This window comes from Azomonas agilis, from assembly GCF_007830255.1.
Lineage (GTDB): Bacteria > Pseudomonadota > Gammaproteobacteria > Pseudomonadales > Pseudomonadaceae > Azomonas > Azomonas agilis.
This window is the reverse complement of sequence record NZ_VLKG01000002.1, coordinates 122,985-147,716: the sequence shown is the minus strand read 5'-3', so window position 1 is coordinate 147,716 and position 24,732 is coordinate 122,985. Positions and strand designations below refer to the sequence as shown.

At 52.0% G+C, this 24,732-nt stretch carries 22 protein-coding genes and 1 pseudogene; 7 read left to right on the top strand and 16 right to left on the bottom strand.

Annotated elements, in window-relative coordinates; all coding sequences use genetic code 11:
* Positions 1 to 38 precede the first annotated feature (38 nt).
* Complete coding sequence (locus tag LX59_RS03000) at positions 39 to 962, bottom strand: lipid A biosynthesis lauroyl acyltransferase (protein ID WP_144570371.1); 924 nt, start codon at positions 960 to 962, stop codon at positions 39 to 41.
* A gap of 183 nt (positions 963 to 1,145) precedes the next feature.
* On the opposite strand from LX59_RS03000, the gene minC reads away from it, so the two are divergent.
* The 5 genes from minC (at position 1,146) to LX59_RS02975 (ending at position 5,074) form a co-directional block, all read left to right on the top strand.
* Positions 1,146 to 1,877 (top strand): septum site-determining protein MinC, encoded by a 732-nt coding sequence (gene minC / locus LX59_RS02995; RefSeq protein WP_144570370.1) that lies wholly within the window; start codon positions 1,146 to 1,148, stop codon positions 1,875 to 1,877.
* 89 nt (positions 1,878 to 1,966) lie between these two features.
* Positions 1,967 to 2,782: a septum site-determining protein MinD gene (gene minD, locus LX59_RS02990; RefSeq protein ID WP_144570369.1), complete on the top strand. Its 816-nt coding sequence runs from the start codon at positions 1,967 to 1,969 to the stop codon at positions 2,780 to 2,782.
* On the top strand, positions 2,779 to 3,033 hold the full coding sequence (gene minE / locus LX59_RS02985) for a cell division topological specificity factor MinE (RefSeq protein ID WP_144570368.1): 255 nt from the start codon (positions 2,779 to 2,781) through the stop codon (positions 3,031 to 3,033). The genes minD and minE overlap by 4 nt, the downstream gene beginning before the upstream one ends.
* A 40-nt stretch (positions 3,034 to 3,073) precedes the next feature.
* Positions 3,074 to 3,709: an RluA family pseudouridine synthase gene (locus LX59_RS02980; protein ID WP_144570367.1), complete on the top strand. Its 636-nt coding sequence runs from the start codon at positions 3,074 to 3,076 to the stop codon at positions 3,707 to 3,709.
* A 75-nt stretch (positions 3,710 to 3,784) separates the two neighbouring features.
* Entirely contained in the window at positions 3,785 to 5,074 is a 1,290-nt protein-coding gene (locus LX59_RS02975) for a M18 family aminopeptidase (RefSeq protein WP_144570366.1), read from the top strand.
* Positions 5,075 to 5,149: 75 nt separating this feature from the next.
* Here LX59_RS02975 and LX59_RS02970 read toward each other — a convergent pair whose 3' ends face one another.
* The gene (locus LX59_RS02970) at positions 5,150 to 5,884 is read right to left on the bottom strand and encodes a DUF2076 domain-containing protein (protein WP_144570365.1); all 735 of its coding nucleotides are present in this window, start codon (positions 5,882 to 5,884) and stop codon (positions 5,150 to 5,152) included.
* Positions 5,885 to 6,059: 175 nt separating this feature from the next.
* Positions 6,060 to 7,025: an NAD(P)H-quinone oxidoreductase gene (locus tag LX59_RS02965; RefSeq protein ID WP_144570364.1), complete on the bottom strand. Its 966-nt coding sequence runs from the start codon at positions 7,023 to 7,025 to the stop codon at positions 6,060 to 6,062.
* 165 nt (positions 7,026 to 7,190) lie between these two features.
* On the opposite strand from LX59_RS02965, the gene LX59_RS02960 reads away from it, so the two are divergent.
* Positions 7,191 to 9,290, top strand: a complete 2,100-nt coding sequence (locus LX59_RS02960; RefSeq protein ID WP_144570363.1) for a carboxy terminal-processing peptidase — start codon at positions 7,191 to 7,193, stop codon at positions 9,288 to 9,290.
* Between the two features lie 20 nt (positions 9,291 to 9,310).
* On the opposite strand, the gene LX59_RS02955 is transcribed toward LX59_RS02960, so the two are convergent.
* On the bottom strand, positions 9,311 to 10,114 hold the full coding sequence (locus LX59_RS02955) for a hydroxypyruvate isomerase family protein (RefSeq protein ID WP_144570362.1): 804 nt from the start codon (positions 10,112 to 10,114) through the stop codon (positions 9,311 to 9,313).
* On the bottom strand, positions 10,111 to 11,001 hold the full coding sequence (locus LX59_RS02950) for an NAD(P)-dependent oxidoreductase (protein ID WP_144570361.1): 891 nt from the start codon (positions 10,999 to 11,001) through the stop codon (positions 10,111 to 10,113). Before LX59_RS02950 ends, LX59_RS02955 begins: the two co-directional genes overlap by 4 nt.
* A gap of 114 nt (positions 11,002 to 11,115) precedes the next feature.
* Here LX59_RS02950 and ssuE point away from each other — a divergent pair, with 114 nt between their 5' ends.
* Positions 11,116 to 11,640 (top strand): NADPH-dependent FMN reductase, encoded by a 525-nt coding sequence (ssuE, locus tag LX59_RS02945; protein ID WP_144570360.1) that lies wholly within the window; start codon positions 11,116 to 11,118, stop codon positions 11,638 to 11,640.
* A gap of 50 nt (positions 11,641 to 11,690) precedes the next feature.
* On the opposite strand, the gene LX59_RS02940 is transcribed toward ssuE, so the two are convergent.
* From LX59_RS02940 to leuB, 11 genes and pseudogenes are all read right to left on the bottom strand, one after another.
* Positions 11,691 to 12,902 (bottom strand): O-succinylhomoserine sulfhydrylase, encoded by a 1,212-nt coding sequence (locus LX59_RS02940; RefSeq protein WP_144570359.1) that lies wholly within the window; start codon positions 12,900 to 12,902, stop codon positions 11,691 to 11,693.
* A gap of 35 nt (positions 12,903 to 12,937) precedes the next feature.
* The gene (gene purF / locus LX59_RS02935; protein WP_144570358.1) at positions 12,938 to 14,443 is read right to left on the bottom strand and encodes an amidophosphoribosyltransferase; all 1,506 of its coding nucleotides are present in this window, start codon (positions 14,441 to 14,443) and stop codon (positions 12,938 to 12,940) included.
* Between the two features lie 60 nt (positions 14,444 to 14,503).
* Positions 14,504 to 15,019, bottom strand: a complete 516-nt coding sequence (locus LX59_RS02930) for a CvpA family protein (protein ID WP_144570357.1) — start codon at positions 15,017 to 15,019, stop codon at positions 14,504 to 14,506.
* Positions 15,020 to 15,093: 74 nt separating this feature from the next.
* Positions 15,094 to 15,663: an SPOR domain-containing protein gene (locus LX59_RS02925; protein ID WP_144570356.1), complete on the bottom strand. Its 570-nt coding sequence runs from the start codon at positions 15,661 to 15,663 to the stop codon at positions 15,094 to 15,096.
* Positions 15,647 to 16,951, bottom strand: a complete 1,305-nt coding sequence (folC, locus tag LX59_RS02920; protein ID WP_144570355.1) for a bifunctional tetrahydrofolate synthase/dihydrofolate synthase — start codon at positions 16,949 to 16,951, stop codon at positions 15,647 to 15,649. Before folC ends, LX59_RS02925 begins: the two co-directional genes overlap by 17 nt.
* 122 nt (positions 16,952 to 17,073) lie before the next feature.
* A pseudogene (accD, locus tag LX59_RS02915) lies at positions 17,074 to 17,934 on the bottom strand (acetyl-CoA carboxylase, carboxyltransferase subunit beta); the annotation flags it as partial.
* A gap of 180 nt (positions 17,935 to 18,114) precedes the next feature.
* On the bottom strand, positions 18,115 to 18,738 hold the full coding sequence (locus LX59_RS02910; protein WP_144570353.1) for a phosphoribosylanthranilate isomerase: 624 nt from the start codon (positions 18,736 to 18,738) through the stop codon (positions 18,115 to 18,117).
* 68 nt (positions 18,739 to 18,806) lie between these two features.
* Positions 18,807 to 19,664: a tRNA pseudouridine(38-40) synthase TruA gene (truA, locus tag LX59_RS02905; protein WP_144570352.1), complete on the bottom strand. Its 858-nt coding sequence runs from the start codon at positions 19,662 to 19,664 to the stop codon at positions 18,807 to 18,809.
* Positions 19,665 to 19,678: 14 nt separating this feature from the next.
* A complete protein-coding gene (locus tag LX59_RS02900; RefSeq protein ID WP_144570351.1) occupies positions 19,679 to 22,045 on the bottom strand; it encodes a motility hub landmark protein FimV in 2,367 nt (788 codons plus the stop codon).
* Positions 22,046 to 22,412: 367 nt separating this feature from the next.
* Positions 22,413 to 23,522 (bottom strand): aspartate-semialdehyde dehydrogenase, encoded by a 1,110-nt coding sequence (asd, locus tag LX59_RS02895; protein WP_144570350.1) that lies wholly within the window; start codon positions 23,520 to 23,522, stop codon positions 22,413 to 22,415.
* Positions 23,523 to 23,581: 59 nt separating this feature from the next.
* Entirely contained in the window at positions 23,582 to 24,661 is a 1,080-nt protein-coding gene (leuB, locus tag LX59_RS02890) for a 3-isopropylmalate dehydrogenase (protein WP_144570669.1), read from the bottom strand.
* Positions 24,662 to 24,732: the final 71 nt, after the last annotated feature.

The window sequence follows — 24,732 nt, the reverse complement described above, 5'->3', positions numbered from 1 at the left end:
AGTCTTCTGACCCAGTCGATATTAATTAAATAAATACTTTATTGGTATAAGCCAACCTCTCCCACAGGACGTGTCTTAAAACGTCTATGCGCCCATAAATACTGTTCAGGATGCTGGCGTACCGCCCATTCCACCCACTGATTAATGCGTAAACAATCGGCCTCTTCTGTTTGTGCCGGAAAGTTTTCCAACGCAGGATAGATAATTAGCTTATAACCTGATCCATCTTTTAAGCGCTGTTGAACAAAAGGCACAACTTTAGCTCGACCCAAACGGGCAAATGTACTGGTCGCGGTTACGGTTGCTGCTGTAACCCCAAATAACGGCACAAAAACACTGTGTTGCCGTCCATAGTCCTGATCTGGGGCATACCAAATCACCCGTCCAGCCCGCAATGCCTTAAGCATGCCTCGGATGTCTCCACGCTCAATAGCGGTAGAGTCTAAGTTATGACGCTCACGCCCTCGGCGCTGTATGTAGTCAAAGCAAGGATTTTTGTGCTTACGATACATGCCATCAATGGTGTACTTCTGTCCCAGTAGTGCGGCTCCTATCTCCAAGGTTGTAAAGTGCAAGGCCATTAAAATAACTCCTTGCCCCTCAGATTGAGCCTCAGCCAAATGCTCTATGCCTTCAATATGGGCTAGGCGTGCTAAGCGCTGCTTGGGCCACCACCAACTCATGGCCATTTCCAAAAAGGCCGTCCCTGTGGAGGCAAAATTTTCGCGTAAAAGATGCTGACGCTGTTCTAAAGACCAATCAGGAAAGCACAGCTCTAAATTGCGGCGCACAATCTCTCGGCGTGAGATGGCTATCGGATACATCAAATAGCCCAAACCGCGTCCTAGCTTCAAAATGAATGAGTACGGAAGCTGAATCAACAGCCAAAGGGCTCCTAACCAAAGCCAAGTGAACCAAAAACGAGGATGAAGAAAATACAACCGAAACTTTGGACGATCCATTCAAAAGCCTAACTGTGACAAAATAAAGAAAAACTTTAACGAGAACATCGGGATACTCCTTGGGCTTAAAATGCAAAGCCAATCTCAAACCCCTTGGTCAAACTCCTTTATTTTTAAGCACCACTTGCAGCATGAAGCACATCCCGCTATAAGTCGTCGCCATTTAGCATCAGCAGATCAAACATGACTCAGGCAGAGCAAAACCCCGTGTTTCAGCTTAGAGGCAGCATGCTGGCCGTCACCGTACTGGAGCTAGAGCACAACGACTTAGAGCGCTTAGACTGGCAATTAGCCGCAAAAGTTGAGCGTGCGCCCCAATTTTTTAGCAACACCCCGCTTGTGCTGGCCCTGGATCGGCTTCCTCCTGAATCTAGCGAGCTCAATCTGGCCGCGCTGATGCAGTTATGTCGTAAGCATGGACTCTGTCCTTTGGGACTGCGTGCTACCCATCCTGCGCATTTGGAAGCAGCATATCGGCTCAATCTCCCTATATTGCCAGGCATGGGGGCACAGCCCAAAACACGCCCACTCCCTCCAAGCGATGAAAGTAGCGCTCCTAAACCTGCACCCCCTTTAGAACCTGTATATAAACCTGCTCGCATCATCAACCAACCCATTCGTGGAGGGCAGCAAGTATATACTCAGGGGGATTTAATCGTTTTGGCCCCCGTCAGTCCGGGAGCAGAATTGTTAGCGGATGGAAATATTCATGTTTATGCTCCTTTACGAGGACGCGCTTTAGCAGGCATTAAAGGAAATACCTCAGCTCAGATTTTTTGCAAGCAACTGGCCGCAGAAATGCTTTCTATTGCAGGTTGTTACAAAGTAGCTGAAGACTTACGCCGTCACCCTCTCTGGGGGGAGGCGACCCAAATTAGCCTTGAAGGGGATACATTGAACCTCCGCCCCCTTTAACGGATACTCTGCAAAATTGTTTTAGATCCAATTAAGAGACATACCTTTAAGGTATAACGGCTCCCAAACAGCACATAAGGTAAATCGTCTTGGCCAAGATTATCGTAGTCACCTCCGGCAAGGGTGGTGTTGGCAAAACAACGACCAGCGCGTCAATCGGCACAGGGCTTGCTTTGCGCGGTTATAAAACCGTGATCATCGACTTTGATGTCGGCCTACGCAATCTGGATCTCATCATGGGTTGCGAACGGCGTGTCGTCTACGACTTCGTCAACGTTATCCAAGAGGATGCCACCCTCGCCCAAGCGCTGATCAAAGATAAGCGTCTGGAAAACCTATATGTTTTGGCCGCTAGTCAAACTCGTGATAAAGACGCTTTGACCACTGAAGGTGTGGAGCGTGTTATCAGCGAACTGGCCAGTAATTTCGACTTCGTAATCTGCGACTCCCCTGCGGGTATCGAAAAAGGTGCCCATCTGGCCATGTATTTTGCTGATGAGGCCATAGTCGTCACCAATCCTGAGGTCTCCTCAGTACGAGACTCTGACCGTATGCTTGGGTTATTAGCCAGCAAATCTCGTCGGGCTGAGCTAGGTTTAGAACCGATTAAAGAACGTCTGTTGCTGACTCGCTACAGCCCAGATCGAGTGGAAAAAGGTGAAATGCTCGGCGTTGAGGATGTGGAAGAAATTCTATCCATCCGCCTGCTCGGAGTTATTCCTGAATCAAAATCAGTTTTAAAGGCCTCTAACCAAGGTATTCCTGTCATCTTGGATGACGAAAGTGACGCAGGCCAAGCCTATAGCGATGCCGTAGATCGGCTATTAGGCAAAGATGTTGAACATCGCTTTTTAGATGTTAAAAAGCATGGATTCCTGCAACGTATTTTTGGAGGTCGTGAATGAATCTTCTGGACTTCTTTCGTGAACGCAAGAAGCAAACTCCTGCCTCCATCGCGAAAGAGCGTCTGCAAATTATCGTTGCCCATGAGCGTAATCAACGCTGCGAACCTGACTACCTGCCAGCCTTACAAAGAGAGCTGCTTGAGGTGATTCGCAAATACGTTAATGTGGACAATGATCAAGTTCAGGTCGCGCTGGAAAATCAGGGGAATTGCTCCATTCTGGAATTGAATGTGACGCTTCCTGAACGCTAATGAGCCAAACCTGCTTGGTACTACTTGATAGGAACGCTCTGTGCCACTGAGCCAAATTCGCATCATCCATCAAGACAGTGCCTTGCTGGTTGTAGAAAAACCTACGTTATTACTGTCCGTCCCTGGCCGTGCTGAGGATAACCGTGATTGTTTGGTCACACGCCTACAAGAACATGGTTATCCCGAAGCGCGTATTGTGCATCGCCTAGACTGGGAAACTTCGGGCTTGATTGTCTTAGCCCGGAATGCAGATGCCCACCGCGAGTTATCACGGCAATTTCATGATCGCGAAATAGATAAGGCGTACACCGCCCTATGTTGGGGACATCCTCCCCAAGACAGCGGCCAAATTGAGCTTCCTTTGCGTTACGACCCACCTACCAAACCACGCCATGTTGTGGATATGCAGGAAGGCCGTTATGCCCTCACCTTCTGGCAAGTCCTAGCACGCTATGGGGACTACTCGCGTGTGGAGCTTACACCGGTCACAGGGCGCTCCCACCAACTACGGGTGCATATGCTCTCGCTAGGCCACCCATTGCTGGGGGATCGTTTGTATGCCCACGAGCAAGCACTTCACGCTTACCCAAGACTATGCCTGCACGCCTGCCGTTTAACACTCACACACCCAGATACTCGAATGCCTCTCAGCTTTGAGAGTGCAGCCCCTTTTTGATCCAGCCCACTTAGATCAGGAGCTTAGGAGATAAATAGGCTAGAATCCGGTTCATAGCTGACCGGAGCCTGCCTGATGCACGAAGAACTCAATCAAGGTCTCATTGAATTTCTCAAAGCCTCTCCTACCCCCTTCCATGCCACCGCCAACTTAGTGCGCTTACTGCACGCGGCTAATTTCAAACGGCTTGATGAACGCGACACATGGAATATTGATGCCGGAGGCCGCTATTACATCACCCGCAATGACTCATCCATCATTGCCATTCAGGTGGGAACTCAGCCTATTACAGAACGAGGCATGAGGTTAGTGGGAGCCCATACCGACAGCCCTTGCCTACGGGTAAAACCACAGCCTGAATTACAAAACCAAGGATTCTGGCAGTTAGGTGTCGAAGTCTACGGCGGTGCGTTACTGGCACCTTGGTTTGACCGTGATCTATCCATTGCAGGGCGCGTTACCTTTAGCCGAGACAGCCGCATTGAAAGCCAACTGATTGACTTCCATCACCCCATTGCAACCATTCCCAACCTAGCCATTCACTTAAACCGTGAAGCCAATAAAGGCTGGGCTATTAATGCTCAAAATGAATTACCCCCCATTTTGGCTCAGGTACCCAATCAAGATGGATTGGATTTTAGAGCCTTGCTAGCCGACCAACTAGGACGCGAACACGGTCTCATTGCTGATGTGGTATTGGATTACGAGCTAAGCCTTTACGACACCCAACCGGCGGCTTTAATCGGCTTGAATCAAGACTTCATCGCCGGAGCGCGACTGGATAACCTGCTGTCTTGCTACGCTGGCCTACAAGCCTTATTACGCACTAGCCCTCTGGAAACCTGCTTGCTGGTATGCCACGACCATGAAGAAATCGGCTCTACTTCAGCTTGTGGAGCGGATGGCCCCTTCTTGCGGCAAACGCTGCAACGTCTATTCCCCAAAGAAGACAGCTTATTGCGGGCGATCAGCCGTTCGCTGTTCATATCCGCCGATAACGCCCACGCACTGCATCCTAACTACCCGGATAAACACGATGCTAATCATGGCCCCAAACTCAATGCTGGCCCAGTGATTAAGGTTAACGCCAATCAGCGCTATGCGACCAACAGCGAGACGGCGGGATTTTTCCGGCACCTATGTTTGGCCGAAGAAATCCCGGTGCAATGCTTCACCACGCGCTCAGATATGGGCTGTGGCTCGACCATTGGCCCTATCACTGCAGGCCAATTGGGTATCCGTACTTTAGATATTGGATTGCCTACCTTTGCCATGCACTCCATCCGTGAACTAGCAGGCAGTCATGACCTAACCCATCTGGTCAAAGTACTGACTGCTTTTTACGCTACCCCAGAACTTCCCTAAAGCATCAACATCAGGGGCTATTTTGCATAGCCCCTGATGTTTACCAAAAGCCCGCGATGCTCTGAGTTATCAGAGTTAGACGAAACTATCGTCATCACCGCCTTCATCGAAGAAATCTTCTTCAGGCTCAGGCTCGTAGCTGGCTTGTTGGAAAGGATCATTTGCAAAACCTGCCGACGAGTCAGCCGCAGCCACTTCAGACTCTGGAGCTGCCGGAGCTTCTGACACCGCAGGTGCATCTGATTGCAGGGTAGCTGTAATCTCTTCAGGGCTAGAATCTTGGAACAGGTTGGAGATGGTTTGGGCTAATAACATCCCCCCTGCAACCCCCAGTGCGGTTTGCATAGCACCCGCCATAAAACCACCGCCGCCACTGGCAGCAGGAGCAGCGGGCTGTCCCCAACCCCGACTTGCACCAGCACCACCAAATAGAGATGAGCCCGGTGCGGGACGAGCGGGTTGTCCCCAACCTTGGTTAGCGGGCGCAACGGCTGTGTTATTTTGAGGAGCAGGAGTGCTGCTACCACCGCCAAACAAGCCCGACAAAAAGCCACCACTGCTAGGGCGAGGCTGGGCTTGTTGTAGTTGATTTACTTGAGCCTCAAGGTCTTTAACCCGCTGATCCAATTGTTTCAAAGCCGCTTCTTGGATCAGGATAACCTGCGTCATGTAGTAAGGGGCTGCGGGGTGCTCCCGTAGGCGCTGCTGAATATGCGTTTCGGCTTGAACATCTCGCGCTCCGGTTTGTTGTTCGGCTTCTTTAACACGGTTAAACAAACCATCAATCAGCTGCTGTTCTTGCGATTGCATAAAAACTCCTCTCTGGTCTATGACCTCTACCAAAAAAAGTAGAGGCGGAATCGGCACTTACTATAAAGAAGGGCGATGTCTGTTCAGTATTGCTCTGTGATTTCAGAACATTTCAAAGCACTTCAACTCCAGTGCAATCAAGACTCAAGCCAAGGGCTTAGGTTCCTCCAAACGCTTAGGCAGCCAAATGCTCATCAATCACCAGAGCCAGTTTTCCTGATACCTTGTTAGTGGCTAAACTGGCAAAAGCAGCCTCCACATCTTTGATCGAAAAGGACTGCTCTAAGCGTGGAGAAAGGGAGCCTGAAGAAAATAGAGGCCATACCTTAGCTTCTAAGTCTGCCAATAATTGAGCTTTATCTTCTAAAGACCGACTGCGTAACGTCGAACCCATCAGGTGGATGCGCTTTGACAGCAACTTAGCCAGATCTAGGGTAGTTTCGCGCCCACCCATTAGACCAATCATCACCCAACGCCCGTCCAGAGCTAAAATACTGAGGTTGAGTGGGGCGTATTTAGCACCCACTGGATCCAAAATAACGTCGAAGGGAGCAAAATCCCGCAACGCCTCCAAACCATCGCCTCGCAGCACACCGCCCTGAGCACCTAAGGATTCGCAGTAAGCCAAACGGTCTAAAGAGCCCACACTCACCCAACAGGGATTACCAAAGGCCTTGCACAGTTGGATACCCGCAGACCCCACACCACTGGCTCCCGCATGAATTAGGGCTTTTTCTCCCGGTTGCAACTTGCCCAACACAAATAGGTTCAGCCAAGCCGTTGCATATACTTCTGGCAACACCGCCGCCTCAATCAGATTAAGACCTTGAGGAACCGGTAAAGCTTGAGTGCCCTCAATCACCACCTCTTCAGCCATGCCACCACCGGCCAGCAGTGCGCAGACTTTATCGCCAACCTGCCAACGGCTATTTCCCACTACCTCAATCACCACACCGGAACACTCTAATCCCAATACATCAGTGACACCGGGCGGCGGCGGATATAAACCCGCTCGCTGCAACAAATCGGCACGATTTAGACCAGCGGCAGCGACCTTAATCCGAATTTGTCCCGCGTTACACACAGGTGCAGGACGCTCCGCCCACTCTAACTGGCCTTCAACTGCTTGCAATGCGTTCATACAGCCTCCATATTGGAACATGTTTCTTATATTGAGCCGGATTGCCTGTCGCGACCTCAGCCTCTGCTGTAGTCCTAACAGCCTGATACCAAACATTAAATATTTAATTACTGGCCTACTGACTAATATAGGCTTGATACCACCCTATCAGGGAGCCTTATCCCCATGAAATATTTGCTGAGCGGCTCGCTCCTTGGCCTGATTTTCGGCCTACAGGCGACGCTTTCGCTGGCTAAACCGAGCACTGATGAGTGGGATTACCTCCAACCCAGCCGGGATCAAGTAATCGCTAGCCTCAATGTGGTCGAGCTGCTTAAACGCCACCACTACAACAAGCCGCCCCTCAATGATGCTCGTTCATCGCAAATTTTCGACGGTTACCTCGAAATCCTTGATCCATCCCGCAGCTATTTTTTGGCTTCAGACATTGCGGAGTTCGAGTCTTGGCGCACTCAGTTTGATGACTTCCTCAGAGAAGGCAAACTAGAACCCGGCTTTACCATGTATAAACGCCAACTGGAGCGCCAAACCCAGCGCCTGAACTACGCTTTGGGCCTACTGGAAGCGGGCATTGACCAGCTAAACTTTAAAGCCGATGAAGACCTAACCATCAACCGCGAAAAAAGCCCTTGGCCTCAAAATACCACCGAGCTAAATGATCTGTGGCGTAAAAAGATTAAAGACGAGGTTTTGCGGTTAAAGATTGCCGGAAAAGACTCCAAAAACATTCAAGAATTACTGATCAAGCGCTACAAAAACCAATTAACGCGCCTGCGTCAAACCCGTGGTGAGGATGTTTTCCAAACCTACATTAATGCCTTTGCCCAAAGTTACGATCCTCATACTCAATACCTGTCTCCTGAAAACGCTGAAAACTTCGACATCAATATGAGCTTGTCGCTGGAAGGCATCGGGGCCGTATTGCAAAGCGATAACGAGTACGTTCAGGTGGTACGCTTGGTACCCGCTGGCCCGGCTGAAAAAAGCAAGCAAATCCAGCCTGCGGATAAAATCATCGGTGTCGCCCAAGGCAGCGATGATATGGTGGATGTGATCGGCTGGCGCTTGGACGAGGTGGTGAAGCTGATTCGTGGCTCTAAAGGTTCTGTGGTGCGCTTAGAGGTGATCCCCGCCAGTAATGCCCCCAGCGACCAAACCAGTAAAGTCGTATCCCTAACCCGTGAGGCGGTCAAACTGGAAGAACAAGCGGCCAAAAAATCCATCCTGAACCTACAGCATGATGGCCGTGACTACAAACTCGGGGTGATTGAAATTCCAGCCTTCTATCTGGACTTTAAAGCCCTGCGCGCTGGTGATCCTGATTACAAAAGCACCACTCGCGACGTTAAACGCCTGATTACCGAACTGGAAAAAGACCATGTTGACGGTTTGGTCATCGACCTGCGTAACAACGGTGGCGGCTCACTGCAAGAAGCCAACGAGCTGACGGGGCTGTTTATCAATCGCGGGCCAACGGTCTTAGTACGCAACAACGATGGCCGAGTTGATGTGCTAACCGACGACTCTTCAACCGGTCTGTTCTACAAAGGCCCGATGGCCGTATTGGTCAATCGCCTGTCCGCTTCAGCTTCGGAGATTTTTGCCGGAGCGATGCAAGACTATCACCGTGCCCTGATTTTAGGCGGGCAGACCTTTGGTAAGGGTACGGTACAGAGCATCCAGCCGTTGAACCACGGTGAGCTGAAGTTAACCCTAGCCAAGTTTTATCGGGTTTCGGGACAAAGTACCCAACACCAAGGGGTGATCCCGGATATCAGCTACCCCTCGGTCGTGGATACGCAGGAAATCGGCGAAAGCGCTCTCCCCCATGCCATGCCTTGGGACAGCATTCGTCCTGTATTGCCTTTAGCGCGTAATCCCTTCAAACCTTACTTTGATGAGCTGAAGAAGCGCCACGAGCAACGCACGCAAAATAACCCAGACTTTGTGTACATCCGTGAGCGGCTGGCGTTTTCCCAAAAACTAATGCAGGAAACTTCGGTCAGCTTAAATGAAGAAAAACGCCGCACCTATCAAAGCACGATCGAAAAACAACAGTTGGCCTTTGAAAACGCCCGCCGCTTAGCCAAGGGGGAAAAACCTCTGGATAAGCTGGATCAGGACGAGCCTGCCTTAGGTAAACCCAGCAAGGAAGATAAGGATCTGAAGCCAGAAGAAGATGCCTTCCTCACTGAAACAGGGCATGTTTTGTTGGATTACTTAGGCTTAAACGCCCGAGTAGCTCACAACAACTCAAAAATCTGATGAACCAGAGGCCCTCAGCCCTAAACGACTGAGGGCCTTCTGAACGATCCCTGCCATTGGGATAACCAAGCTAAACTTGCTTCTGTCCCCGCTGCATCGGGTCGGTATTCTGCCCCCAGCCAGCCTTGATAACCCGCCTGCTGTAATGCCGCTAATAAACGAGGGAAATCCAAATGCCCGGTTCCAGGTGCCCCTCGCCCCGGATAATCCGCAAACTGCACATGCCCAATACGACCAGCTAGACTTTGGATCACCTGCTCCATGTCCAACTCTTGCCGCGCCATATGGTACAGATCCAACTGGGCCAAACATTGGGGATGATTCACCTGCTGCAACACATACAGCAGGTCTTCTGGAGTATTCACCAGAAACCCCGGCATATCCAAAGGGTTAATCGCCTCACACAGTACCGGGATATTCAATACCGCAAAGGCTTCAGCGGTCTTACGCAAGTTGGTAATAAATGTTGCCAAGGCTTGCTCGCGCGAAGCGCCCTCAGCCAAACGCCCTGCCAGTACGTTCACTGCAGCCGGACGAACCATTGCGGCATAGGTTAGAGCTTCCTGTAATGCCGCATCGAACTCAGCTTGGCGTTCAGGTACTGCGGCTAAACCTAAGCCTCCGGTCATAAAATCCCCGGCGGGGAGGTTAATTAACACCAAAGGCAATCCTGCCTGCTCTAGCAGCTCTTTCAGACGAATCGCCGGTAACTCATAGGGAAATTGAATTTCCACCCCCGAAAAACCTGCAATCCGGGCGGCCAGTACCCGCTCAGCTAAGGGGCGCTCAGTAAACAACAGCGATAAGTTAGCGGCGATGTTCATAGACTCGGCTCCCGGTAGAGTTGAATAAGGGTCGCGGGATCTTGCTCCGCATAACCTTGAGTCGCGTGTAGACGCATCAATTGAGCGGCCAAACCACTCATAGGAGTTGCTGAATTTTGTTCACGGGACAGCTTAACCGCGGTATCTAAATCTTTAAGTAAAGTGCGCACATGCCACTTGATGGGCTCAAACTGGCTGCTGGCCATTTGCGGCGCTAAAATTTGCAAGGGTTTAGAGTCCGCAAAACCACCGGCCAAAGCGCTGGCTATGGCCTGAGCCTCCACCCCGGACTGCTCCGCCAAAGCCACCACCTCCGCGATCACTAAGGCATTGCAGGCCACCAGCATCTGATTACAGACCTTGGTCACTTGCCCTGCCCCAACCGGCCCCATATGGGTTAGGCGCTGACCTAAGTGAGCCATAATTGGGCGAATCCGTTCGATGTCATCAACCAGACCACCGGCCATAATGGCTAAGGTGCCTGCTTCCGCTCCCGCTACTCCGCCAGAAACCGGCGCATCCACCCAACGCATTCCAGTACGGGACAGCAACTCAGCGGACATCTGCCGGGTGGCCGCAGGGTCTAAACTGGAATGATCGACCAGCAACTGATTAGGCCGTGCACCTTCTACAATCCCCTGAGCCCCAAATACCACCTGCTGTACCACCTGAGTATCAGCCAAACACAGCAATACTACATCCGCCTGCTCACACAAAGCCGCGGGCGTTGCGGCTAATTTGGCTCCTAGGTCTAATAAAGGAGCGCATTTATCCTTTGTACGATTCCAAAGGGTTAATTCATAGCCTGCTAAACGCAAACGACGACATAGGGGTAAGCCCATCAAGCCAATGCCTGCAAAACCGAGCCGAGGCAGTGTATGCGCCATATAAAAATTCCCGTATCAATTCAGACAAATTGGACTTAGAAGTCTCCTGAAGCCCCCGCAAAAATTGCGTATGCTGTAAGCAAAGCCTACTAAATCTTAGGTTAGGAGTCTTGCATGAGCATTCTCACGCTGTCTGGCAGCCCTTCTGCGACCTCAAAAAGTCACCGCGTGCTGCACCAACTGGCTGACCAACTGTCCAGCCTGGGTCTTGAAGTAGATACTTTAGATGTACGCGAATTACCCGCTGAAGCCTTGATTCGAGCCGATTACACTCATCCGGCGATTCAGCGCGCCTTAGATCAAGTAGCCCGCGCAACGGCTTTGGTAATCGCCACGCCCATTTATAAAGCGGCTTACTCTGGGGTACTAAAAACCTTTCTGGATCTACTGCCCCAAGATGGCCTGAACGGAAAGATTATTTTGCCTTTAGCCACCGGCGGCAGCTTAGCCCATGCTTTAGCGCTGGATTACACCCTAAAACCTGTATTGGCTTCTTTAGGGGCACGCCATTTGTTGGCCAGCATCCATATTGTCGACCATCAAATTCTTGTAGCAAACGAGCATCTAACCTTAGATGCGGAAGCACAGGCGCGCCTTGATGAGGGATTGTCCAGCTTGATTCGTGCTGTGGCTTCGTAAAAACCACGCTTAAAAGAGGCCGAACTGGAAGTGTTCGGCCTTAAAGTGGCTTAGAGTGCTGCTAATCCTCGGGCGAGGTCTTTTTTCAGATCCTCTAAATCCTCAAGTCCTACCGCGACCCGAATCAGACTGTCTTGGATACCTGCGTTAGCACGCTCTTCCGGTGACAAACGACCGTGGGTCGTACTAGCAGGATGGGTGATGGTGGTTTTACTGTCACCCAAGTTCGCAGTGATGGAGATCATTCGCGTAGCATCAATAAAGCGCCACGCCGCTTCCTTACCGCCCTTAACCTCAAAGCTGACGACCGCGCCAAAGCCCTTTTGCTGGCGTTTGGCTAATTCATGCTGCGGATGGCTGGGCAAACCGGCGTAATACACTTTATCGATACCGGGCTGTTGCTCCAGCCATAGAGCCAGAGCCAGCGCTGTAGCACAGTGAGCCCTCATGCGCAGACTCAAGGTTTCTAAGCCTTTGAGGAATACCCAAGCATTGAAAGGACTCATGGTTGGGCCAGCGGTACGCAAAAAGCCCACTACTTCAGTCATCAGCTCCCGGCGACCGACCACAGCGCCGCCTAAGCAGCGGCCTTGGCCGTCGATGTATTTGGTGGCGGAATGCACCACGATGTCCGCACCCAATACCAGTGGCTGTTGCAAAATCGGGGTGCAGAAGCAGTTATCTACCGCCAGCAACGCGCCATGCTCATGGGCTAAAGCGGCCAAAGCAGCAATGTCCACCAACTCGGCTAACGGGTTAGAAGGCGATTCGACGAACAGCAGTTTGGTATTGGGTTTAAAAGCAGCTTTCCACGCGCTCAAATCACAAAGCGGCACATAGTCCACCTGCACACCAAAGCGCTTAAAGTACTTCTCGAATAGGGATACCGTAGCGCCAAACACACTGCGCGACACCAACACATGATCACCGGCTGAGCACAGACTCATCACCGTAGCCATGATCGCGGCCATACCTGAAGAGGTAGCTACCGCCTGTTCGCCCTGCTCCAACGCCGCTAAACGGGTTTCGAAGGTGCGCACGGTGGGGTTGGTGTAGCGCGAATAGACGTTACCCGGTTGCTCACCGGCAAAGCGCGCAGCAGCCTCAGCCGCAGACCGAAACACATAGCTGGAGGTAAAAAACAGCGGCTCACCGTGCTCACCCTCTGGAGTACGGTATTGGCCACCCCGTACCGCTAGGGTTTCAGGCGCTGCGCCTTCTAAATCACTGTCGAGCCGTCCGGCATCCCATTCAATTGACATGCTTGCTGTATCCTTGTTTGCCTGCATACACAGAACTAGCTGTTGTAGAGGTCGATAATGGCACTGACTGCATTAGTTTTGGCTTTGCTGGCATCGTTACGCGCTTGCTCAATACGGTTGAGGTAAACCTCATCCACGTCTCCGGTCACGTATTGACCATCAAACACCGCGCAGTCGAACTCTTTGATTTTGACCTTAGGCCCAGCTACTGAATCAATCAAATCCTGTAAATCCTGATACAACAGCCAATCAGCCCCAATCAGTTGCGCCACTTCTTCTGTGGTGCGGTTATGGGCGATCAGCTCATGCACGCTGGGCATGTCGATGCCATAGACGTTGGGATAGCGTACCGCAGGAGCTGCTGAGCAAAAGTACACCTTACGCGCACCGGCATCACGGGCCATCTGGATGATCTGCTTACAGGTTGTGCCCCGTACAATGGAGTCATCCACCAGCATCACGTTCTTGCCTTTAAACTCCAGCGGAATAGCGTTGAGCTTCTGACGCACTGATTTTTTGCGCGCCGCTTGCCCCGGCATGATAAAGGTACGGCCAATGTAGCGGTTCTTAACAAAGCCTTCGCGGAATTTAACCCCCAAACGGGTCGCCAACTCCATAGCCGCCGTACGGCTGGTGTCTGGGATGGGAATAATCACGTCGATGTCGTGATCGGAATACTCACGCAGGATCTTTTCCGCCAGCTTTTCGCCCATCCGCAAGCGGGCTTTATAGACTGACACACCGTCCATAAAGGAGTCAGAACGAGCGAGGTAAACGTGCTCAAAAATACAGGGGGAATAACGAGGATGATCCGAACACTGGCGGGTAAACAACTCGCCTGCGCTGGTGATATAGATGGCTTCTCCCGGAGCCAAATCCCGGATCAGGGTAAAGCCCAGTACGTCCAAAGCCACACTTTCCGAGGCAATCATGTACTCAACCCCGGATTCTGTATGGCGCTGGCCAAATACAATGGGGCGAATAGCATTGGGGTCACGGAACCCCACGATACCGTAGCCGGTAATCATGGCGACTACGGCATAACCTCCACGGCAGCGCTCATGCACTTTAGAGACTGCGGCAAAGACTTCTTCTTCCGTAGGCTGCAATTTGCCCTGCACCGCCAGCTCGTGGGCAAATACGTTAAGCAACACCTCTGAATCTGAGTTGGTATTCACATGGCGCAGATCGGACTCGTAAATTTCTTTATTGAGCTGATCAACGTTGGTCAGATTGCCATTGTGGGCCAGCGTAATGCCGTAGGGCGAGTTGACGTAAAAAGGCTGTGCCTCCGCCGAGCTGGAACTACCGGCAGTGGGATAGCGCACATGACCGATCCCCATATTCCCCACTAAGCGCTGCATGTGGCGTTGTTGAAACACATCGCGCACTAAGCCGTTATCCTTGCGCAAAAATAGGCGACCATCGTGGCAGGTCACAATGCCCGCCGCATCCTGCCCTCGATGCTGCAATACCGTCAGTGCATCATATAAAGATTGATTGACGCTCGACTTGCCGACAATGCCAACAATGCCACACATGCGGGAGGACCTCTCGATAGCAACAGGAAATAAGGGATTAGAGTGCTGGGTGTGAGTCTATTAATTGCCCGCAGGCTCAGAAGAGCCGGCCATCCATTGCCCACCCCAATGCGAAATCAGATCCCTTAACCAGTCCGCGATGCTCAAAAAATGCGGGATCAATACAGACTGCTGCCACCAATCGTCCTGCTGTACAGGGCCAACACTCAGCAGACCTACCAAAATGACAACCAGTAACATTCCCCGGGCCACCCCAAAGGCCATTCCCAGAAAACGATCAGTACCCGCAAGCCCTGTGACACGCACCAAGGTATCCAGTAAGTGGCTCACCAAAGCACCGAGTAGCAGGCTCACTACAAAAATCGCTACAGAGGCGGCAACCACCTGAGCAGAAGGTGTAGAGACGTAAGAAGCAAAATAAGGTGCAACCGCCCCACCAAATTTCCAAGCCATAAAGCCGGCGACAATCCAAGTCATCAAAGACAAGGCTTCTTTAATAAAGCCACGTCTCAAGCTGATTAAGCCAGACAGGATAATAATGGCAAGGATAACCCAATCGACCCAGATAAGAGACACGATGCGCTTCTATTCGGTGGCGGAAGATAGAGCGGGCATTTTAACAGAGGTCAATGCTTGGAGTAAGCCGAAGTCTACTCACGCTCAGGCTGAAAACGCACTACAAAGCCATTCAGTTGCTGTTGCTGCTGTAGCTGATCACGCAATCGGTTCGCTTCGGTGCGCTCCACCACCGGGCCTACAAACACACGGTTCATCCCTGTCACGGTACGCACATAGGCGTTATAACCATTAGCCCGCAATTTTTGCACCAAAGCCTCTGCACTAGCGCGATTAGACAGGCTGGCCAACTGCACCGACCAACTGATGGGTAAACCTGAGGCATCTAAGCGAGGCTCAGGAGCTGCTGCTTTAGCCGACGCTGTAGGAGTGGATGCTGCTTTGGCAGGAGGTGTTGCGGCAACGCTAGCTTTTGGAGGCTCTGCCTTAGAAGGAGGAGCCAAGGGAGTCGCTTCAGGCACAACAGGATCTTGCACACTGGCCGCTGGCATGGGTGGCATAGCCGGTTTAGGGGGAGCCTCCACCTGTACCTGACGGCGCTCATCTTCGCGATCTAAGAGCATAGGTAAAAAGGTTGCCGCTAGGGAAACCAGCACCAAAGCCCCGACAATACGTTGCCGGAGCCGTCTATCCAGCCATGTCATCTAAATGCTCCTGAGCGATGGAGTCTAGCTCCTTTAAAGCATCGGCCACCGCGTAAAAAGATCCAAACACCAACAATTCGTCAGCGGACTCCAGCACTGGAAGCAGCCCCTTCAAAGCGTGCTGGATGGAAGCATAAGCACAAACTGATGCACCCTTCTCGTGCAACGCCTGATACAGCTCATCGGCTGAGCGAGTGCGCGCTGTATCCAAAGCAACCACGGCCCAATGATCTATGAGAGGTAACAGGGGTTGCAACACAGCCTCTAAATCTTTGTCTTGCAAGAGGCCAAATAAGGCGTATCGCTGCCCACCAGAAGGCAATGCAGACAGTTGTTGACTCAAATAAAGCGCGGCATGGGGATTATGTCCCACATCCAGCATCAGGCTCAGGTTGCGCCCTTGATAACCAATCACTCGCCGATCCAGACGCCCGGTAATCTGAGTTGCCTTTAAAGCAGGTTCAGGATGCTCGGGCCAAACAACGCCGGGAATCAAAGCCAAGGCTTGCAAAGCGCAGGCAGCATTCTCTAAAGGTAGAGACAGCGCCGGTAAATCTAGGTACGCCAACGCTGAGCCCTGTAGGTTGGTTCCCCACCAGAGCCAACTCTGCTGAGCTCGCTCCAGCCCATAATCCTGCCCGCGAATCCAGATCGGAGCATTAAGCTCTAAAGCCGCTGCAAGCAGGGTTGCGGGAGGATTAGGATCACCGCACACCACAGGAATGCCCGGCCTAAAAATACCGGCCTTTTCTTGGGCTACGCTCTCGCGCGTATTACCCAACCACTCAGTGTGATCCAAGCCAATACTGGTCACGACGGCTACATCCGGGTCAACCAGATTAACCGCATCCAGTCGCCCTCCTAGACCTACTTCTAAGATAACAGCCCCTAAGTCCGCCGCTTGAAATATCAGCAAAGCCGCTAAGGTGCCAAACTCAAAGTAGGTTAGAGAGGTATCTCCACGCGCCTGCTCAATCTGCTCAAAGGCCTGACACAAAGCCGCATCAGTGACCATTTGCCCATTGATGCAAACGCGCTCGTTATAACGCAATAGGTGTGGAGAGCTATACACCCCCACACGCCAGCCTTGAGCCTGAAGCAACTGGCTTAAAAAAGCACAGGTTGAGCCTTTACCATTAGTCCCAGTAACCGTAATCACACGAGGCGCGGGGCGCTGAATACCTAAGCGCTCAGCGACCCAACGCACTCGATCTAAACCCAAATCAATGGCTTGCGGGTGCAACTGCTCAAGGTAAGACAGCCAGTCGTTCAGGCTTGCTCGGCTCATGATTTTGCGGTTAAACCTTCGTTGGCTTCAGCGTCCTGCGCCATAGCCTCAGCAACCGCGATGGGAGAAGGTAAAGACTCAGCAGCCAAGGCTCCCTCCTCCTCTTCCACAAAAGCCTCTACGGGGGTCGGCAGGTTTTGGAATTGGGCCAGAATACGCGCTAACCGAGGACGCAGCTCTCGGCGCGGAATAATCATGTCAATCGCGCCATGCTCCAGCAAAAACTCACTGCGCTGGAAGCCTTCCGGCAGTTTTTCACGCACGGTTTGCTCGATCACACGCGGGCCTGCAAAACCGATTAAGGCTTTAGGCTCAGCCACAATGATGTCGCCCAAGGTGGCCAAACTGGCGGATACACCGCCGTATACTGGATCGACCAGTACCGAAACAAAGGGTAAGCCCTCTTCGCGCATCCGCCCTAAAGCCGCCGAGGTTTTCGCCATTTGCATCAGGGAGATCAAGGCCTCCTGCATACGAGCCCCCCCTGACGCGGCAAAGCACACTAGGGGACAGCGACGCTCCATCGCGACATTGGCGGCCCGCACAAAGCGCTCGCCCACAATGGAGCCCATAGAGCCGCCCATAAAACTGAACTCAAAGGCCGCCGCTACGACCGGCAAGCCAATCAGAGTGCCACTCATGGCAACCAAAGCATCTTTCTCTCCGGTTTGCTTTTGAGCAGCCACTAGGCGGTCTTTATACTTTTTGGTATCTCGAAACTTTAGGCGATCGGTCGGTTCCAGTTCGGCTCCGATTTCTTCACGCCCTTCCGCGTCCAAGAAGATGTTTAAACGCGCACGTGCGCCAATACGCATGTGGTGCTGACACTTAGGACACACATCCAGCGAACGCTCCAACTCGGGACGATACAACACAGCATCGCACGACGGGCACTTATGCCAGAGTCCTTCCGGTATCGAGCTTTTCTTGACCTCAGAACGCATGATCGACGGGATCAGCTTATCTACCAGCCAGTTGCTCATCTCTTATTCTCCACGACTTCGACTCGGCATGCTCCACAGCACACCCGAATAATTCATCATCTATTAAGGGAAGATGTCCCTTGAACTTCTAAAGTAAAGCACCATCACACACCAAATGGGCTCGCCTATATCAAGCATCCACATTGGTTTGATTACTGGACGGTGCATTAAGGCCAGTCGTCACATTGTTTGACGTACCTGAGCAATAAAGGCCCGCATCTTTTCGGGGTCTTTAATGCCTTTGCTGTGTTCCACCCCACCACTCACATCCACTGCGTAGGGTTGTACCTCTGCAATAGCTTGTCGCACATTATCTGCTGTTAATCCACCGGCCAAAATAATGGGCTTAGGTAAGTGCTTGGGAATCAGCGACCAGTCAAAAATCTGCCCTGTACCTCCGGGCTGACCGGCCACGAAGGTGTCCAACAAAATAGCCTGTGCTTCCTGATAGACCTGCATCTGGGCCAGCAGATCGGTTTCTGCCTGCACACGAACGGCTTTAAACCAAGGCCGTCCATGACCGCTACAGTCCTCTGGCGTTTCATCGCCGTGAAACTGCAATACATCTAGGGGGATTTGCGCCAGTAAGGCATTTAATTCTGCACGGGGCTTATTCACAAACAAACCCACCGTGGTCACAAAAGGTGGTAAAGCCCGCACTATAGCCTGCGCCTGAACAAGGCTAACGGCCCTAGGACTTTTAGGATAAAACACCAGACCTATAGCATCGGCTCCCGCATGAACAGCGGCTAAAGCATCTTCTACACGGGTGATTCCACAAATCTTGCTGCGCACAATGGTCAAGGGGAACTACCTAGGCATGGGTAAGGGCAAAAATGGTAACAAAAGCCTTGGGTACTGCAAGCCGATTATCAGGACTTGGATGACAGATCATCCGCTAAATCCGCCAAAAAATGCGGGCCTAAATAACGCTGAGGTAAATCAAACTCAGGCGGATATTCAACCCGCACCAAATACAATCCATAGGGATGGGCCGTCACACCACCCATTTTACGTTGCCGTGACTCTAAGACGTTCAGCATCCACTCCACAGGCTGCTCGCCTGCTCCGATGCTCATTAGCACACCGGCGATATTACGCACCATGTGGTGTAAAAAGGCATTAGCACGTATATCAATCACGATAAAACGGTTATGTCGTATCACTTCAATATGGTGCAAGGTCTTTATCGGGGATTTAGCTTGGCATTGCTTGGCCCTAAAAGCACTAAAATCATGGGTTCCGACCAGAAAAGATGCGGCTTGGCGCATCAGATCTACCTCTAAGGGGCGATGGTTCCAAGTCAGCTCGTCAGCCATATGGGCAGGACGAATGGGGTCATTATAGATAACGTAACGATAGCGCCGTGCCACAGCACTAAAACGTGCATCAAAGTGTGGGGGCACAGCTTGAGCCCAGGTCACACTGATATCAGATGGAAGATTGGCATTACAGCCCATCACCCAAGTGAACATACTACGCTCTACATTTGTATCAAAATGTATCACTTGACCACTGGCGTGCACCAAAGCATCGGTACGTCCTGCACAACGCAAGGCAATTTCAGCACCACCGGCCACACGGCTAATGGCACGCTCTAAAGCCTCTTGTACTGAGGGAACACCCGAGCTTTGCCGCTGAAATCCGTGGTACTTAGTCCCCCTATACTCAACGCCCAAGGCGATTCTGGACAGGGAGGTTTGAGGGATATGGGTAACTTCTTGAATCACAGCCGAGGAAGACCTTATTTGATCAGAGTGCTCACGATCTGACGTGCTATTTGTTTTTGCCGCTCACTGCCTTCGCTCATCACCTCTTTGAGGATATCTAAAGCCCCCTCTTTGTCCCCCATTTCCGCGTAGGCTTTGGCCAAATCCAACTGAGTCGTCACCTCTTCATTGTCTGAGTCTGGTGCTTGAGCCGCTGAAGGTGGCTCCTCTTGGGATAAATCAAAAGCATCTGGCATGGTGGCTTTAGCTTTAGGGCTTGGGCTCGTTTCCTCTTTGATATCTAAGGTGCGTACAGGACTTGAGTCGCTGGCGGCGGCCTGAACCGAGGCAGACGACAGTTTAGGCTCTGGCAACTCCCAGTCAAAATCAGCAAAGGGATCTTCAGCGGCTTTCGTTTGCGTTTGGGACATAGCGTCGGAAGATTGAAGCGTTTCGCGCTGTTTAGCCGCACGCATAGCCGCCGCTAAATCGCTGGACTGGCGATCATCTTCAGACCCCAACAGGCTGGAGCGCGCCGATACTTCAGGATGTGCTGACTCATCCAACAAAGCCTCAAAATCTAAACCGGCCGTTTCTGAGTTATGAACTAAGGGGCGCTCGGATGCTGTAGTGCGCGCCGCAACAGCCCCCAGCGCTGGAAAACGGCTTTTAACGCTGCGAATTCGAGTATCTGGAGCACCTAAATCACGCAGTGCGGCTTCCTCACGCAAAAAGCCTTCGCGATCTTGTAATTCGCCGTACACTTCCATCAATTTAAAATGAGGCTCCAGTCGATCTGGATTGGCTACAACGGCCTTGCGTAATACGGAAGCTGCCTCATTAAACTGCCGATAAGACATGAAGGTTTCAGCCTTATCCAACAGCTCAAGCCCTACATCTTCAGTACGCGAAGAGCGAGGCGCGGTAAGCCCAAAACGGTCTAATGAGTCATCCTGATCTTTAGATTTAAGTGGAGTGGGAGTGGTTGTCAGTACCGGATCATCGTCATGGTGACGAGCCTGAGGAGCGGCTAAATTCGTTTGAGACCCGCTTCCTTTACGCCGTGCCAAGAGTGCTAACAGCGCTGTAATAAGCGCCCCGCCACCAATTCCGCCCAATAACAGAGGGTTAGTCCAGAATTGAGCTAAAGAATCCTCTTGCTCGGATTTAACCGCTTGCGCTTTAGCGGTCGTTCCCAATTGGTTTTGCAACTCAGCCAATTGGTTGTCTTTAAGCTGCATTAAACGGGTGAGTTTATCCAGTTGGCTTTGTAGATCATTCAGACGATCTTTCAGCTCTTCACTTTCCCGACGGCTGGAATCTAAGCCCTCTTGAGCCGTTGCCAACTCATCACGTAAGGCCTGAACCTCAGCATCGTTATTTTTAGATTCCGTAGGATTTTTAGCGCTCGGGCTTGCGGCCCCAGATCGGCCTGCGTGGGCAGCTGCCACCAAACGCAGGTTATCCTTTGGCTCTGGGCGGTTTGGCGTAGTAGCTGCCACACTGCGCGCATCCTGAGAGGCCGTTGGACTGCGCCGCCAACGGGCTGTATGCCGGCTTACCTCAACCACAGCCTCAGGATGGGAACGACTGGTCACTTGATCCGCCGTTGGAAGGCGCAAAATCTTTCCCGTTTGGATGCGGTTGATATTGCCCCCCACAAAGGCTTCTTGGTTTAAGTCCCAAATCGCCGCCATATTTTGATGTACGGAACCCACTTCCCGTACTTGTTCGGAAATGCCCCACAGGGTATCCCGACTCACCACCTGATACTCTCTTCCACGCGCGCGATGCACCTGAGCGGGAACCGAAGTGGCCCGAGGAGCGCTAGCCCCGTTCGAGCTCCCTCCCGAAGTACTCCCACGCTCTGAAGGAGTATTTATAGGAGGTGTGGGTGTCGCCGCAGGTGTTGCCGCTACAGCACTCGGACTTGGAGGCGCAACAGGAGCTACCCTAGAGCCTGGCAAATGGGGCGCTTGTGTCGCTGCTTCGGGTGCATACAGGGGGGGATCAAAGAGCAAGGTATACTCGCGCAACAGACGACCACTGGGCCATAGAACCTCAACCAGAAAGCTTAAGTAAGGCTCACGCATGGGCTTACTGGAGGTCACTCGGATGACATAACGCCCATCAGAGCGCTGCATCGGGGTAAAGGTTAAGTCCGTTAATGTGTAAGGCCGCTCAATGCCCAGCTTTTTAAAGTCCTCTACGGAGGCTAACTTCGGTTTAATTTCTGAAGCCATCAATCCACGAAGATCCAGCAATTCAATATCGGCCAGCAGCGGCTGATTTAAAGACGACTCCAGACGAATTTCTCCCACTCCCAAGGCTAAAACCATGTTGGAAGCGGTTAAAGCAGAGGCTGCTGCAATAGCCAATACCAGATTGCGAACCCGAACCATAGTGTTTTCCTAATTTGGTTTTTCGAGGCTTCAGAAGACTTCCCGTCATTACCCACAGTGACTCGGAGGTGAATAACCTACCCAAGCAACGCCGATCTTTACTTCCCCATAAAGCCGGTCTGGGCTAAATATCAGAGACCCTGCCAAAAACTTATAAAACTTAGTTTATTTTGGCTCTGAATATTCTCAAATGGGTAGCAAGTATCTTGTACAAAAAGGCTTTTATCAATGACTTACTTTCTGGCCAGTTGCCATGACATATATAGATACATATACCTATCTATTCTGCTCAGTCTACATTTCTTTCATTAGCCGATCAGCAAAACGCCGCGCGATCACGCGGCGTTTATTTCGGCCATAATATCGGCTAACGCTCCAGCAAAATGCGTAGCATACGGCGCAAAGGTTCAGCTGCGCCCCACAGCAACTGGTCACCCACAGTAAAAGCACCGAGGTATTCCGGCCCCATATTCAGCTTGCGCAAGCGGCCTACGGGAACACTCAGTGTGCCAGTTACGGCAGTAGGGCTCAGATCCTTCATACTGGCCTCACGGTGGTTGGGTACCAGCTTGACCCAAGGATTGTGCTGGCTGATCAAGGCTTCGATGTCCGCCATAGGCACGTCTTTGTTTAGCTTCAAGGTTAGGGCTTGGCTGTGGCAACGCATGGCCCCGATACGGACACAGATGCCATCCACCGGGATAGGATGGGTAGTGCCGAGAATTTTGTTGGTTTCGGCCTGCCCTTTCCACTCTTCACGGCTTTGGCCGCTGGGCAGCTCTTTGTCGATGTAGGGAATCAGGCTACCGGCTAAAGGCACGCCAAAATGATCCACTGGGAAGCTTTCGCCACGCTGAGTCGCCGCCACTTTGCGGTCGATGTCTAAAATGGCGCTGGCAGGATCAGCCAATTCGGGCGCTACGGCGTTGTGAATCACCCCCATTTGGCGGATCAGCTCACGCATATTCTGAGCCCCTGCGCCGCTGGCGGCTTGATAGGTCATGGCGCTCATCCACTCCACCAGACCAGCTTCAAACAATCCACCCAAGGCCATCAGCATTAAACTGACGGTGCAGTTACCGCCAATGTAGTTCTTAACCCCCGAGTCCAGCGACTGGTCGATGACGTTACGGTTCACAGGATCCAGTACAATCACGGCATCATCCTGCATGCGCAGACTGGACGCAGCATCAATCCAATAGCCCTTCCAACCGGCTTCACGCAGTTTGGGAAACACTTCGTTGGTGTAGTCGCCACCCTGACAGGTGAGGATTACATCCAAGCTCTTTAATTCTTCAAGGTTGTAGGCATCCTTGAGCGGGGCAACAGACTTACCAATTTCAGGGCCTTGGCCGCCAATATTGGAGGTGGTGAAGAAGATCGGCTCGATCAAATCGAAATCCTGCTCTTCCAGCATCCGTTGCATCAGCACAGAGCCGACCATACCGCGCCAACCGATCAGACCTACACGTTTCATTCCAGCACCTTATTTTTGAAAAAGAAGCCCACACCCTAGGGGGTGTGGGTTAAGGAAGATTACAACTTCGCCAGCGCAGCGACTACCGCATCACCCATTTCACGGGTGCCCACTTTATGCATGCCTTCCAGCCAAATATCAGCGGTACGCAGGTTTTGATCCAGCACATCGCTCACCGCTTGCTCAATGGCGCTAGCGGCTTCCGGCTGAGCAAAGGTGTAACGCAGCATCATGGACACCGACAAAATAGTGGCCAGCGGGTTGGCGATGCCTTTACCGGCGATGTCTGGCGCGGAGCCGTGGCAAGGCTCGTACATGCCTTTGCCGTTAGCATCCAAGGAAGCTGAAGGCAGCATACCGATGGAGCCGGTGAGCATAGAGGCTTCGTCGGACAGAATGTCGCCGAACATATTGTCGGTCACGATGACATCAAATTGCTTAGGTGCGCGTACTAACTGCATGGCGGCGTTGTCCACATACATATGGGACAGCTCCACCTCGGGGTAATCCTTGGCCACTTGCTCGACGATTTCACGCCACAGTTGGCTGGACTCGAGTACGTTGGCCTTGTCTACCGAGCACAGGCGCTTGTTGCGCAGCATGGCCATTTCAAAACCGACCTTGGCAATACGGCGAATTTCGCTTTCGCTGTAGGGCAAGGTGTCCTGGGCACGGCGCTCGCCATTGTCTAACACTTTGGTTTCGCGCGGGCCGAAGTAAATACCGCCGGTCAGCTCACGCACGATCAGGATATCCAGACCGGACACCACTTCCGGCTTGAGACTGGAAGCCGAAGCCAGTTGCGGGTAGAGAATCGCTGGACGTAAGTTGCCAAACAGACCCAACTCGGAGCGAATTTTCAGCAGACCGCGCTCAGGGCGAATACTGCGCTCTAAGGTATCCCAACGCGGGCCACCTACAGCACCGAGCAGCACAGCGTGGGCTTTTTTGGCTTTGGCCAGCGTATCGTCGGCCAAGGGCACGCCGTACTTATCAATGGCCGCACCGCCTAGCTCGTCAAACACCAATTCTAGTCCCAACTGGAATTTGTCGATGGCTAAACGCAGCACTTTCAGAGCTTCAGCCATAATTTCTGGGCCGATGCCATCACCGGGGAGGACCAGAATCTGCTTGGTCACAGTGTTGGTCATGAAAAAACGATCCTTTAGGTAACAAAGGACAAGCCCAGCCTCCGTTGCTGGAGCTGGGC